The 13,166-nt window shown below is 67.7% G+C and carries 10 protein-coding genes; 6 read left to right on the top strand and 4 right to left on the bottom strand.

Going from position 1 to position 13,166, the window contains the following annotated elements; all coding sequences use genetic code 11:
- Window positions 1–170: 170 nt before the first annotated feature.
- The 6 genes from OG394_RS09240 to OG394_RS09215 all read left to right on the top strand — a co-directional run bounded on the left by OG394_RS09240 (window position 171) and on the right by OG394_RS09215 (window position 8,320).
- On the top strand, window positions 171–3,050 hold the full coding sequence (locus tag OG394_RS09240) for a fibrinogen-like YCDxxxxGGGW domain-containing protein (protein ID WP_328994658.1): 2,880 nt from the start codon (window positions 171–173) through the stop codon (window positions 3,048–3,050).
- A complete protein-coding gene (locus OG394_RS09235) occupies window positions 3,047–3,772 on the top strand; it encodes a CDP-alcohol phosphatidyltransferase family protein (protein WP_328994656.1) in 726 nt (241 codons plus the stop codon). Before OG394_RS09240 ends, OG394_RS09235 begins: the two co-directional genes overlap by 4 nt.
- Window positions 3,769–5,007 (top strand): hypothetical protein, encoded by a 1,239-nt coding sequence (locus tag OG394_RS09230; protein WP_328994654.1) that lies wholly within the window; start codon window positions 3,769–3,771, stop codon window positions 5,005–5,007. Before OG394_RS09235 ends, OG394_RS09230 begins: the two co-directional genes overlap by 4 nt.
- A complete protein-coding gene (locus tag OG394_RS09225) occupies window positions 5,004–6,563 on the top strand; it encodes a lipopolysaccharide biosynthesis protein (protein WP_328994653.1) in 1,560 nt (519 codons plus the stop codon). Before OG394_RS09230 ends, OG394_RS09225 begins: the two co-directional genes overlap by 4 nt.
- Before the next feature lie 107 nt (window positions 6,564–6,670).
- The gene (locus tag OG394_RS09220) at window positions 6,671–7,579 is read left to right on the top strand and encodes a hypothetical protein (RefSeq protein ID WP_328994652.1); all 909 of its coding nucleotides are present in this window, start codon (window positions 6,671–6,673) and stop codon (window positions 7,577–7,579) included.
- Window positions 7,580–7,717: 138 nt separating this feature from the next.
- Entirely contained in the window at window positions 7,718–8,320 is a 603-nt protein-coding gene (locus OG394_RS09215; protein WP_328994651.1) for a hypothetical protein, read from the top strand.
- Here the strand turns inward: OG394_RS09215 and OG394_RS09210 are convergent.
- From OG394_RS09210 to OG394_RS09195, 4 genes are read right to left on the bottom strand one after another with little or no spacing between them, the layout of a single operon-like run.
- The gene (locus tag OG394_RS09210) at window positions 8,304–9,560 is read right to left on the bottom strand and encodes a right-handed parallel beta-helix repeat-containing protein (RefSeq protein WP_328994650.1); all 1,257 of its coding nucleotides are present in this window, start codon (window positions 9,558–9,560) and stop codon (window positions 8,304–8,306) included. The genes OG394_RS09215 and OG394_RS09210 overlap by 17 nt on opposite strands.
- Window positions 9,511–10,620, bottom strand: a complete 1,110-nt coding sequence (locus tag OG394_RS09205; RefSeq protein WP_328994649.1) for a glycosyltransferase — start codon at window positions 10,618–10,620, stop codon at window positions 9,511–9,513. The genes OG394_RS09210 and OG394_RS09205 overlap by 50 nt, the downstream gene beginning before the upstream one ends.
- Before the next feature lies 1 nt (window position 10,621).
- On the bottom strand, window positions 10,622–11,533 hold the full coding sequence (locus OG394_RS09200; RefSeq protein WP_328994648.1) for a glycosyltransferase family 2 protein: 912 nt from the start codon (window positions 11,531–11,533) through the stop codon (window positions 10,622–10,624).
- Window positions 11,533–12,837, bottom strand: a complete 1,305-nt coding sequence (locus tag OG394_RS09195) for a hypothetical protein (protein ID WP_328994647.1) — start codon at window positions 12,835–12,837, stop codon at window positions 11,533–11,535. Before OG394_RS09195 ends, OG394_RS09200 begins: the two co-directional genes overlap by 1 nt.
- Window positions 12,838–13,166: the final 329 nt, after the last annotated feature.

Here is a 13,166-nt window from a genome sequence, read left to right as displayed (position 1 = left end):
TGTTCGACATATGACGCCGTTCGGAGATGTCCGACGCAACGTCGGCGTGTGCACACGTACTGTGATGGAAACCCTGCCTAGCAAGGCGATCTGACGGTTTGTCCGCAGAGCCGCGTCACCGAACCATGCGAGCTGTCTCTCTTCCTGCGATCCAGGTCCTGAGGAGTGGGATGAGTACACGAGTTTTGACGACACGGCGACGCTCCGTAGCGCGCGCAGTCGCAACCGCCCTTGCCGCTGTAACGGTCGGCAGTCTTGCGACGTGGACGCCGACGGCGGTGTCGGCGGCGACGGTTTCGAGCGATTCTGTGCCGGTACCGGACGGCAAGTCTCAGATCAGTGCCGCGGCGTCGTGCTGGGAGATCAAGAATCTCAACCCGCAGGCAGCCGACGGTCTTTACTGGCTGCAGACGCCACGACTTCGGGCACCCCAGCAGTTCTACTGCGACATGACCACCGATGGCGGCGGCTGGGTTCTGGTCGGGCGTGGCCGCGGCGGCTGGACCTACACCGGCGAGGGCCTGGGTTCGGCCAAGGCGCTGTGCGATGTGGTGACCGGCCCGGCCGCGTTCGGAGTCAAGCAGTTGCCGAACGCAACGATCGACGGCTTGCTGAACGGCACGCGCGTCGACGCGTTGCCCGATGGCGTCCGGGTACGGCGGGCGGCGACCATTGACGGGTCGGCGTGGCAGGAGGTCCGATTCGACTACCAGTCGCGCGATCGGTGGACCTGGGCATTCGCCGCCGGCCACCCCGTGAAGTCGTACTCGTTCGACAACAACGTGTACACCAACGCGGCGACCACGCGATTGCTGGACGGAGCCAGCGACCTCCGGACGGTATGGACCTACGAGAGCCTGTCGAACGGCTGGATCGTCGGCTTCAATTACGGCAAGGCCGTACAAGGCTCGTCCAGCGCCGACTCGTACCTTTACTCGGCGAACGCCAACGGGTCGTACGCGACGCCTTTCTCGCAGGTCTGGATCCGCCCGATGTTGCGGACAGCGGACCTGACGTATGAGCAGGTGCCCGACAGCGGTTCCCCTGAGCGCGAGATGAAGGCATTGGCGTCGTCTCGAGCGCTTGTGGGTCAGTGGGGTGTGACAGGTCTCGGTGCCGGCGGCACGACCGAGTGGGACTCGGAGGTGGCAGCGTTCGCGCAGATCGGCAACGTCGTCTACGTCGGTGGCAACTTCACGACCGTCCAGAAAGGCGCAGCGGCGGCCGAGAAGGCCACGCAGTCCTACTTGGCCGCGTTCGATGCCACCACGGGGGAGTGGATCCCGTCGTTCCGGCCAGTGCTGGACAACCAGGTGAAGGCCTTGGCGGCGCTGCCGAACGGGCAGCTCGCGGTCGGTGGCGAGTTCACCACCGTGAACGGCCAGCCCCATGCGGCTCTCGTCGCGCTCGACCCGGCGACCGGCCAGAACTCGACCATTTTCGGCGCATCGATCGAGAACCGGTTGTCCAGCGGCTCGCCGGTCGTCCGCTCACTGCGGGTCCACGGTGGGTGGTTGTACCTCGGTGGATACTTCACGCACCTGAAGGGCAATACGCAGGCGAGCTTCTCCTACGCCCGGCACGCGGGCCGGGTGCGTGCGGGCGACGGGTCCGCGGACTGGAACTGGAACCCGGATCTGAACGGATCGGTGAACGCAGTCGACGTGTCAGCCGATGGAACGAGGGTGTATTTGGCGGGCTACTTCACGGCGTCGCGGGGTGTGGCCCTGCGTAAGGGAGCTGCCTTTTCGACCGCGGCGGGCGCGCCCCTGGTACAGCCGATGTGGAATCCGGTGTGGAGTACCGGGACGCCCGAGTCGGTTGCCTACCAGCAGGCGGTCATCGAGGCCGGCGACAAGGTATGGCTCGGCGGCAGCCAGCACAGCATGTTCGCGTATGACACCGACGACTTCACGTTGCAGAGTGCCACTGTCACCAGGGGCGGCGGCGATGGCCAGGCGTTCGAGGCCAACGAGGACGTCGTGTACGGCGGTTGCCACTGCGGCGACTGGGCCTACTACGGCACCATCGACTACGCGGGGACGTGGCCCGGCTGGACGCCGGTGTCCTGGACTCAGGGCGAGGAGATCGGGTTCGTCGGCGCCTGGGACGCTCGCACCGGCGAGTACCTCCCCGAGTTCACACCGAAGTCCACGTCGAACATCTCGCGGGGTGCGTGGGCGATCTTCCAGGCCGCCGACGAGACGCTTTGGGTCGGTGGCACCTTCACTTCGGCGGTGACCACCTCTGGTTCCAGCCAGTGGGTCGGCGGGTTCATGCGCCACCCGATGCGAGACCACCAGGCCCCGGAATCACCCAGTCAGCTGACCGGCACGGTTGACGGCAGCGTTGCGCACCTGTCCTGGACGGAGTCGCCGTCGGCCGGTGTCACCTACGAGGTGATCCGCGATGGTCGCGTAGTCGCCACGACCACCAGCACCAGCATCGACGTGCCGTACAGCTCGGGCAGCGACCGGTTCTTCGTCCGGGCGACCGACGCGGCGGGAAACCTGTCGGCCTCGACAACCGTGGCAACACTGCGGGTGGCGGTCGTGGCGAGCGGCTCGGCCTGGAACTACCACTTCGACAACGCGGTGGCGGTGCCGGATGACTGGGCGATGCCGATATACGACAACAGCGGCTGGAAGTCGGGCAAAGCGACACTCGGCTGGGGCAGCACCGCCATCGCCACCAACATCGACGTCCCGGCAGGTACGACGCGCGCTATCACGTCGTACCACCGGCATGCCTTCACAGTGGATGACCTCGCTGCGATGAAGGAACTGCGGCTCACGACCTGGGCCGACGACGGAATTGTCGTTTATCTCAACGGCGTAGAGGTCGGCAGGTCGAACATGCCGGACGGTCGCATCACTGCGACGACCTACGCGAAGACGGCGGTGACAACGGCGAAGGCCGCGCCGTACGCCATCGACATCGATCCCGCTCGCCTGGTTGCCGGACGCAACGTTGTGGCGGTCGAGGTGCACTCGAACTATCGCAGTACGCCGAGCACCTCGATGGACCTGACCATCACCCGGCTGACATGACGAACACCATCGCCGACGCGTACGGGCAGCTCCGCCGCGCGCAGAAGTCAGCCGGTGGCGTTTCGCCGTACCTGCGATATGTCAACCGGCCACTCGGAAGGCTTGCCGCAGCGGTGGCCGCCCGGTTCGGCTGGACCCCGAACCTGGTCACCGCTGCGAGCGCGGTGCTATCCGTCGCAGGCCTGGCCGCGATCGCGACAGTGCAGACGACGCCGGCTCTCGCCGCGATCGCCGCGACGGCGCTGTTCGCGGGGTATGTGCTCGACTCCGCGGACGGTCAACTCGCTCGGTTGACCGGCACCGGCGGCCCGGCGGGGGAGTGGGTCGACCACGTCGTCGACGGCGGCCGGCACGTCGGCCTGCACCTCGCCGTCGCGATCGCGCTCAGCCGGTTCTGGAATGCGGAATCACCCGCGCTCTTGATGCCGCTGGCATTCGCGCTGGTATCCGGAACCCGCTTCTTCGCTCTGAACCTCGCGGAGCAACTGCAGCGCGGGGCCCGTTCGACGCCTCGACCGGTGCCGGCCGCGGGTTGGAGGTCTGCGATCCAGCTTCCCGCGGACTCCGGGCTGTTGAACTTCGTGTTCTTGCTCTTGCCATGGCCGCGTGTGTTCCTGACCGCCTACGGCTGCCTGCTCGCCGCGAACACGCTGCTGCTCGTCATGTCGCTGCGGCGTCGGTACGTCGAGTTGGCACAGCTCGGCTCGGGAGAGGCCCGATGACGACCGGTCGGCGGCAGTTGCCGTTCTGGCCGCTCGGCTGGATGCTGTTCGGCCTCCCGCTGTGGTGGGCTCTCGGGGCCATCCAGCTGGCGCCGATCGCGCTGGCCACAGTGATGGCTGCGTTCCTGCTTGTGCACCGCCGGGTACGGCTGCCGGTGCCGATCGCGTTGTTCTTCTTGTTCGTCTGCTGGGTCGTGCCGTGTGCGCTGATGATCGACTCGTCCGATCGGCTGATCGGCTACGCCCTCCGCTTTGCGGTCTTGCTGGTTGTCGCCGTGGTGATGTTGTACGTCTACAACGCGCCCGAGCTCGTGACGACCAATCGCGTCATCGGCGCGCTGGTGTCGGTATGGCTCTGTGTACTGGCCGGGGGCTACCTGGCCCTGGTGGCCCCTGCCGGTGGATTCACCACCGCCGTTGGCAGCCTGTTACCCGCGCGGCTGGCGAGCAACGACTACGTGCACGACCTCTTCGTTCCGACCTTCGCGGAAATTCAGCATCCCTGGGGCTCGCCGACCGAGTTCGCCCGGCCTGCGGCGCCGTTCCCGTACACCAACTCCTGGGGCGCGGCGGTGGTGTTGCTGACCCCGGTGGTCATCGCCGCGCTGTTCGCGGTCGGGCGGCGGCAGCGGATTCTGCTGCTGTGCGCCTTGGCTGCCATGACGGCTCCGGCGGCGGCGACCTCCAATCGCGGCATGTTCGTCGGGCTCGCCGCTGCCGCTGCCTATGTTTGCGGCCGGCTCGTGTTCCGGGGAAGGGTCGGGCCGGCGGTCGCGGTCCTACTCGCGGGTGGGGTCGGAGCCGGCCTACTCATCGCCGCCGGGCTTCCCGGACAGGTCGCTGAGCGGCAGGAGTACGGACGTTCCACCGATACCCGCTCCGCTCTCTATGCGGAGACCTGGCAGCGGTCGCTGGACTCACCAGTCTTCGGGTACGGCGCTCCGCGGCCGTCCATCAGCAACGGCATCTCCGCGGGAACGCAGGGCTATCTCTGGATGGTGATGTTCAGCTACGGGTTGATCGGGCTCCTGTTGCTGGTGGTGTTTCTGCTCTCTGCACTGACCTCCACCTGGCGTGCGCCCGATCCGACCAGCCTGTGCCTGCACGCCGTACTGATTTCAGCGTGCGTGATCGTGCCCTACTACGGACTGGACATCATGCAGTGGTTGACCATCGGCATCGTCACAGCGGTGCTGCTCAGACGATCGGAAGTAGCCGGACGGAGGGCACGATGAGCCGCCGGGGTCTCGGCATCAACGGCCTCGTGTCCCTTGCGGGTGGAGGTCTGAACGCCGCGACCAACATCGTGCTCGCGGCGCTGCTCGGCCATCACCTCGCCGTGGAAGGAGCCGGCGAATTCTTCAAGCTCGTCGCGGTGTTCGTGATCGTCGCCAACATCCTCGAGCTCGGCGCTGACACCGGCCTGGTGCGGTTTACCTCAGCTGCCGTCGCCGGTCATCGGCGAAACGAGTTGAACGCCCTCGTCAGCGTCGCGCTCGGGCCGGTGTGCGCCGTCGGCGTCACCAGCGCAGCGGTCGTTTGCCTGACGGCACCGGGCATCGCCGATCTGCTCGGCCTTGGCCTCGGCGGCACCACCCTGATCCGCGTGATGGCGGTCTGCAGCGTCATTGCTGCGCTGACGATGGTGTTGCTCGGCGCGGCGCGTGGCTTGAGCAGCGCCTTGTCCTACACCGTCATCCAGAACGTCCTCCTCCCGCTGTCCCGGTTGATCCTGATCGCCGTCGTGCTCCGCGTCGGCGGTGGGCTGAACAACGTGATGGTGGCCTGGTTGACGCCCTTGTTCGTGACGTTCGCCCTGACGGTCGTCCTCGTGGTCCGCTTGCTACGACGTCACTCGGTCGTCGGCTCCGGCGACGAATCCGGGGCGATACGTCGCGGCGTACGGGGACAGTTCTGGCGGTTCTCGAGTGCTCGCGGCGTCGCCGCGGCGGTCGAGATCCTGCTGGAGTGGGTCGACGTGCTCATCGTGGCTGCTCTGCTCAGCACCAGGGAGGCCGGGGTGTACGCCGTGGTGACGCGGTGCGCTCGAGCGGGCGAGCTCGTCCAGCAGGCTGTGCGTCTCGCCCTCGGAGCGCGGCTGAGCAGTGCGCTGTCCCAGCGGTACGTCGACGAGGTAGCGCGGATCAACCGATCCGTCTCCGCGCTAATGGTGCTCGGTGCTTGGCCGTGCTACATGTTCGCCGCCTGTTTCGCGCCGATCATCTTGTCGCTCTTCGGTCCTGGGTTCGAAACCGGCGCTCCGGCGCTGGCGGTGCTCTGCCTCGGGATGGGGCTTGCAACCGCCGCCGGGAGCGCGCAGACGATCCTGTTGATGGGTGGGCGGAGTAGCCACCAGCTCGCCAACAAGTCGGCGATGCTCGCACTGAACGTTGCCCTGAACCTCATCCTCGTGCCGAGAGTGGGCATCACGGGCGCAGCCATTGCGTGGGCGGCCTGCATCCTGCTCGACACGTTGCTGATCGTGTGGCAGGTGCGCGGACTCGGCGTCATCGCCGTGCCACGGGAACTGCTGCGGCCGGCCACGCTGTCGATCGCGCTCAGCGCGGTCCTGTGCTCGACGCTGGCCGTGATCGTCGGCCCCGGCGGTGCAGACTGGCTCGGGTCTGACGGCGAGACTGCACGCCGCGCGCTCGTCCTCCTCGTGGTGCTGCTGGTGTATGCGGGAGCCACGATTGCGTGCTATTGGCTCGCACGAGGTTGGCTCGGGGTGCGGACGATCTTTAAACTGCCTCATTCGGCCGGGTTTCGGCACCGGCTAGCAGAGCGCTGACGAGGTGGCCGGTCTGGCGGAGAACCAGGGCGGCAGCGCCGGCGGCCGCGGCCCGGGCGCCGAGGTCCAGCGTCGCGGCGACGATATCGGCATCGCGGGTGAGAACCATGGCAGAGCGGCGCAGGCCGGCCCGGATCGGTTCGAGCAGGACATCGCCGGTACGTGCTCGCGCCGACGACGGCGCTGTCTCGACCTGGCAGTACGACCGGGCAGGCCGCCTGGTCACCGAGGCGATCGGCGGTGCCCAGCGCGCCCACAGCTACGACACCGCTGGCCAGCTGACCTCGACGGTCGCCGGCCCGGAACGGATGGACTACGCGTACGACCGGGCCGGCCGACGAGTCCGGGCCGAATCGTCCGACGGCCGGGTCCGCGAGCTCGGCTGGTCTGAGAGCGGCCGGCTGTCCACCATCACCGACCACGAAGCAGACGGCGACGCCAAGACCACCCGACTGTGGGTTGACTCGCTCGGTGAGCTGGGCCGGGTCGACGACGCCGAGACCTGGTGGGACAGTGCGACTGGTTTCGCGCCCGGCCTGATCCAGCCGGTCCCGGGCGCGGGCTGGGCCGGCAACCCGTACGCGTTCGCGGGCAACGATCCGCTGCATGCGTTGGACCCGACCGGGCTGAGCCCGGTCACCGATGACGAGTTGGCCGCGTACGCGGCGTCGAACAACGGTGCGGCGGCTGCCGTGGGCGACTGGGTCGCGGACAACTGGGAGTACGTCGCCGGCGGAGCCATGGTCCGCGCCGGCGGTGTCCTGTTGGCCACCGGCGTCGGCGCAGTCGACAGCGATGGGTGGCGCCACCGGCGGTGTCACCGGAGGGGCCGCGGGCGTCTTCGGTCACGGTGCGAACGCACTCGGGCAGCGACTGCTGCCTCGTACGGCCGCGCCGACGCCACCGCCGACCGTGGCCGACGAGGCTCGAGGTCTGATGGGCAACCCCGGCGATACCCTGGTGCTCGGCCGGCAGTGGGACAGAGGTGTTGCCGCTGGACTGGGACGGCCACGTAGTGTTTCAGTCTGAAAAATGTCCTCAACACGGCTATTGCTCGCAGAAGGTTCGTGGGTGTTGTCGGTGCTGGACTTGCCGGTGCCGCGATCGCCCGCCCACTGTCCGCGTCCGCCGCCCGGCAGGCGTGGTGGGAGACCGTGATCGACACGAACACGTTCGCCAGCTACGGAGCGCTCGAATCGACCTGGAATTACCTCCATCCATGGGGTTCGGACCACAACGGCACTGCCCGGATGTATGCCAGCTCCGGCGACCACAATCATGTGTACCTTGAGTCCGGTGGCGTGCTGGTGATCAAGGCGTCGAGGATCGACTGGAACGAGGGCAACAGCTCGTCCCCGCCGTGGCTGCCGATCCGCTACCACTCTGGAACCGTCCACTCGAAAATGCATGTCGTGATCAACGACCAGTACCCGGATTGGGAGGTCAAGGGTGAGTTCTCTGCGCCCTCCGCCCGCGGCACGTGGCCGGCGTTCTGGCTGACCGGTGTGAATAGCTGGCCGCCGGAGAGCGACATTCTCGAGTTCAAGGGCGACAACCGGAACTGGTTCAACACCTATGACGGTGGCTGGGCCCGGCCCGTCCGGGGACACCTACTACAAGGCCCGCAACATCTACGTGGGCCGCAACAGGAACTGGTGATAGGCCGCACCAGAGCCAGCCTGACGGTTCTCCGCAGCATCATGGCAAGCCGCCGCCGCCACCGGCGGCGGACGGCCACTCCTAGCGTTGACGAATGAGGCCGCCGGTGTTGTCGTAACCGGTGGGGGCGACGAGCCGGCCGCTCGCGCCGAAGGCACGCGTCACGTTGAAGCCGAAGCGCTGCTGTGGCTTGGTCCCGTTCGGCCGGCGGTCGAACGACTGGCAGCCGACGAGCGACGTCGCGGCACCTGCGGTGGCAACATAGAAGCCGTCGGCTGTGTTCGGCTTCCCCCCGACGTCGTACATGCCGGCTGAGTCGGCAACGCATCCCGTGAAGACGTTTCGGTCCCATTCGATGTTCCAGCCGTGCAGTCGGGTGTCCTGGGCCTCACAACCGATGAACTTGTTGCGTACGCCGCTGACGCGCCAGCCGAAGTCCCGGCAGTACCACGCCTTGCACGCCTCGAAGAAGTTGCTTGCGCCTGCGTTGATGAAGAACCCGGCCGTGCCGCCAGTCGGCGTACGGGTGGTGGCCTCGCAGCCGATCCACCAGCTGTCGCTGTTCCGGATGTGGAATCCATGGCGGCCCGCGCGTCGAACCCGCACGCGGGTGGAGATGACGGAGCGGGAGTCGCGGCCGGCGTACAGGACGCCGTCGCCCACGGAGTCGTACACCCACAGGTTGTCGAGGCGGCACATCGAGTCGAGCTCGCCCTGATAGTCGTGCGCGGCGATGCCTTCGATCGCGATGCCGATGAGAGCCTTGCTGTCGCAGTCCACGACGAGGTCACGAATGGTCACGCCTGCCGCCGGTCCGACGTTGTTGCCGATGGCAATCACTGGACGCGACCTGTTGAAGCTGCCGCTTGCCCGGATCCGGCTGGCCTGGCCGACGCCGGAGAGCATTGTGCTGGGTGCGAGAACAAGTGTGGTGTTGACGACATACTCGCCCGCGCCGAGGTGGATCGCGGCGACCTTGGCGGCGACGGCCGCCTCGAGCTCGCTCCCCGTCGTCACGATCGTCGCCGGGCCTGTCGCGGTGTCGATCCCCCCTTCGGTCGGTGCTTCGGTCGGTGCGCCAGTCGGTGCGCCGGTTTTGGACGTACTCGCGGTCGACGGCGGGGCGGATGTCGCACGCGGGGATGCGGACGACGATCCCGGCGATGCAGTCGAGCGAGCAGGCGAACTGGCAGTAGGCGTCGAGGGAGACTGGTCCGCCTCCGCCGAGGAGCATCCGGCCAGCGTGGCGCCGCCGAGACTCGCCAGACCGAGCTTGCGTAGCAGATCCCTACGGGTGCTGGTCGAGGCTGCGGTCGATCGCTGGACGGGTGGTGGCATGGGCTGTCCTTGGGGCTTGAGCCTTGCGGCGTGTCGTGGTGTCGGCGGTGTCTGTGGGTGGCTCGCGCCGGGGATCGAGGTCGATCCGGGGGAGTCGGCCCGGCGGTACGGTCCGGACGGACCGTCGCTGGGCGCGCTCGAGATCGGCGAGTGTGAGGGCCGGGGCCTCGCGGACCACGGCAAGGGAACGTGCGGCCAGAAAGTCGGCCAGTTGCACTTGGTGATCGTCGGTGTGCTCGCCTCGACCGCTGCGGCGGGGGAGCAGCACGGGTGTCTTGCCGGCCAGGAGGCTGAGGGATGCCAGGCCAACGCCGGCGTGCGTGATCACGACGTCCGCCTGCTGCATGGCCGCGATCAACCGGTCCTCGGGTATATGGGTTTGGGGGTTCTGGACCGGCAGTCCGGACACATCCGTGCTGCCGATCTGCCACATCACGTGGGGTGAGGGACTGACCTCCTTGAGAATCGCGGTGACGGCCTCGACCGCGGCGCGGAAGCCGAAATTGGACTGGGTGCCGAGTGCGACGACGACCCTTCGGAGCGGCTCTGGTGTGGGTGCGTCCGAGCTGTTGAACATATCGAAGTAGCTGCCGCACTGGCGCCAGTTCTGCCAGGAGGCGGCGGTCGAGGCCTGGTCCCGCTCGGGGAGTTGCGACCAGCATGATCCCGGGGACAGCCGACTGACGATTCGGCCGGTCAGGCTGGGGCCAAGGATCCGGGTCGCGGACTCGATATAGTGCAGTGGTGTTCCCAGAGCGCGGGCCGCGATCGCGAAGGGGACCGCGATCGCCGCACCGGTGCTGACGATCAGGTCGGGCTTCTCCCGGCGGATGAGACGGAGCGCGCGCGGTACGACCGTAGCGGCCGTGAAGGCCTGTTTCGGTTCGATCGGGCGCACGAACCTCACCGTCGCCGCCGGGTCGCGCATGGCGATGTCGTGCGCGTTCGCCCGATCATGGGTGACCCAGATTCGTTCGGTGGGCGTTGGCGAGATGCGCTGCGCCCAGTGCAGCAGCTCCGTGAGGTGCCCGCCGGTGCTGCAAACAAGCATGACGCGCATGTCAGATCCCCCGTCCGCGGCGGTGCAGGGCGCCCATCACCGAGTTGCCGAGACGCGGCGCCACCAGAACGGGGACGGCAAGCCAGGCGCGTGGCTCGACGGCTCGCGACCGCACGGTGCGCGCGATCCAGGTGAGCGCGGCGCGTCTGTCCCCATTTGCCGCCGCGAAGAAGGCGTTCTGGCCCTGGAGCCGCGCAGTTCCGCGGCGGCTCTCCCGCAGCTCCGGGTAGCTCTTGAGGAACCAGGTGTTGGCGGTCAGCCGCGTGCGCCAGTCCCGGGCGAAGAACGAGGTGGATCCCCAGTGGATGCGAACCAGCGGCTCGTCGACATGGGCGACCGGAGCCTGGCGGGACGCTCGGAGCAGGATGTCCCAGTCCTCGCCCATGCTGCCGGGCAGGTCCTCATTCAACAGCTGCCCGCCGACCATCCACTCGCGTCGAACGAGGAAGGACGACGAGTGCAACATCGCCATCCGCGACACCAGCAGGTCTTGGTGGCTGATCGTGTCCCGTCCGGCGAGCCGATCGCTCGCGACGCCGAGGAAGTTGACGGTCATCGCGGTGCTGGCGAGCACGGATTCGGGGGCGAGGCGTAGCCGTTCGACCTGCCGCGTGAGCTTGCTCGGCAGCCAGCTGTCGTCATCGTCGCAGAACGCGATGAGTTCGCCGGCCGAGGCCAGGATCCCGGTGTTCCGCGCCCCGCACAGCCCGGGCGTACGGGTGTTCGCGATCGCCTTCACCCGGTCGCCGAACTCCGCACCCAGCTCGTCGTCGATCGCTTCCTTGTCGTGAACGACCAGTACGTCGAGGCGGCCCGGGTAGTCCTGTCCGAGGATCGAACGGATGGCAGCTCGCAGCATCTGCGGTCGTTGGTGGGTTGGGACAACGGCGGTCACGGACGGCCAGTGGGCCATTAGAGGTCACCTCTCTCGGGATCGGCCTGCCGCGGGCGGGCATGGTTGCCCAGCCGCCGGCGACCCGGCCTGGTGGTCGATGGGCCGAACGAAGCGCCGATCGGAGTCGTGGCCGAAGCGCCGACCGAAGCGCTGACCGGAGTCGTGGCCGGATCCGTGGGCGGCACCAGCAGGGCGCCGTCGACGTGGCGTGTGGCGTCTCCCAGCCGAGCGGCGAATGCGCTGAGTTCCCGGGCGGAACTCGTTCGGGTAGCGGCGACCAGGACCATGGAGGCCCTGGCGGCGATCGCCGCGCTGCGGGTGTGCGTGGGACCGTCGGTCAGGTCGACGACCAGCAGGACCGGAGGCTTCGAGCCGTTCTTGTCCGCAGCCTTCGTTGTCAGGACGTCGGGCTTCGGTGTCAGTACGCCGAGGCCTGCGAAACGTCCGTTGTAGACCTCGGCGATCTGCAGGCTGGGAGCATCGACGAGCTTCGCCTCCCAGCCCTCGGAGCCGGCCGCTTCGGTCAGCGCGGCAGCCAGATTTCGCCCAGTGACATCCAGCACGGCGGCGACGACCGGACTGGTCCGGCCTCCGGATCTCAGCAGCGCGGGCTGGTGGACTGCTTGTTCGATGGCGGCCGCAGCGGCACCCTTGCCGTCTCCCGCCACCCAGGCCCCGTCGAGCAGCTCGGTGAGCCTGGCACGTGAGCCCACCTTTCGCCGGAGTCGTTCGGCCATGAGTGCCAGCGGTACTGCGACGAACAGTCCGAGCACCAGACCACCGACCGCGAAGATGGCAGGGCCGAACGCCGCCTGGGTCGTAGGCGTGTGGGCCGGGCTCGCAACGCGTCCCGGGACTACCGCGGCCGAGGCCAGCGCGTCGCGCTGTGCCTGCAGATCAACGAGTTGCGCGCGAGCCGCCGAGGCGTCGGGGCGATCGACGGGGATCTTGCGCAGGGCCGCAGTGACAGCGGCGATTCGGCTGTCGACGGTCTTCAGGACTGCTTTGACGTCGGTCTCGGCATCGCTGCGTCGCTGCGTCAGATATGAGTCGCCGACGGCGTCGGCTCGTCGACGGGCGAGGTCGCCGTCGGTCGCGGTCGCGGTGATGATTAGTGCCAACGAGTCTTTCGGCGAGATGACCGTCACGGTGTCGGCCAGCTCCGCCGGCTGGACGTCTTGCCCGGCCGCCTTGGTCAAGGCGGTGGCCGCCCGGGTGAGCACGGGCATCGATGACGCGATCTGCTGCTCGGTCGCCATGTTGACCTGATCCGCGGCCGGGACCGACCCGAAGTGGTTCGCAGTGATCGGCGCAACGGTCACCGTCGAAGTCGCGGTGTAGGACTGTCCGCGCAGCGACCAAAGTCCGATTGCCACTACCACCGCAACGGCTATGACAGAGATCACAAGGATCCACTGCCGACACGTGATTCGAGCAACGTCGACCAATCTGACGGTCGAACTGGCACTAGCCATACGGCGTACATCTCCCTCGGACATCCACAGCGACTGGACTCGTACGCCGGCCGGCTGGTCTCGACTCACACGCGGCCGAGCTGGCCGGGGCGCACAGAGGGTTTGAGACCTGAGTGCGCGCGGTGTGACGCGGATTCCGAAAGGTGAAAGTTGTTTGATGTTTGGAACGTTCAATA

This window comes from Kribbella sp. NBC_01245 (genome assembly GCF_036226525.1).
Taxonomy (GTDB): domain Bacteria; phylum Actinomycetota; class Actinomycetes; order Propionibacteriales; family Kribbellaceae; genus Kribbella.
This window is presented reverse-complemented; position numbering and strand designations above follow the sequence as displayed.

Coding starts and splice junctions, on each gene's coding strand:
- OG394_RS09240 (WP_328994658.1), top strand. CDS start 171: ATGAGTACACGAGTTTTGACGACACGGCGACGCTCCGTAGCGCGCGCA.
- OG394_RS09235 (WP_328994656.1), top strand. CDS start 3,047: ATGACGAACACCATCGCCGACGCGTACGGGCAGCTCCGCCGCGCGCAG.
- OG394_RS09230 (WP_328994654.1), top strand. CDS start 3,769: ATGACGACCGGTCGGCGGCAGTTGCCGTTCTGGCCGCTCGGCTGGATG.
- OG394_RS09225 (WP_328994653.1), top strand. CDS start 5,004: ATGAGCCGCCGGGGTCTCGGCATCAACGGCCTCGTGTCCCTTGCGGGT.
- OG394_RS09220 (WP_328994652.1), top strand. CDS start 6,671: ATGGCAGAGCGGCGCAGGCCGGCCCGGATCGGTTCGAGCAGGACATCG.
- OG394_RS09210 (WP_328994650.1), bottom strand. CDS start 9,560: ATGCCACCACCCGTCCAGCGATCGACCGCAGCCTCGACCAGCACCCGT.
- OG394_RS09205 (WP_328994649.1), bottom strand. CDS start 10,620: ATGCGCGTCATGCTTGTTTGCAGCACCGGCGGGCACCTCACGGAGCTG.
- OG394_RS09200 (WP_328994648.1), bottom strand. CDS start 11,533: ATGGCCCACTGGCCGTCCGTGACCGCCGTTGTCCCAACCCACCAACGA.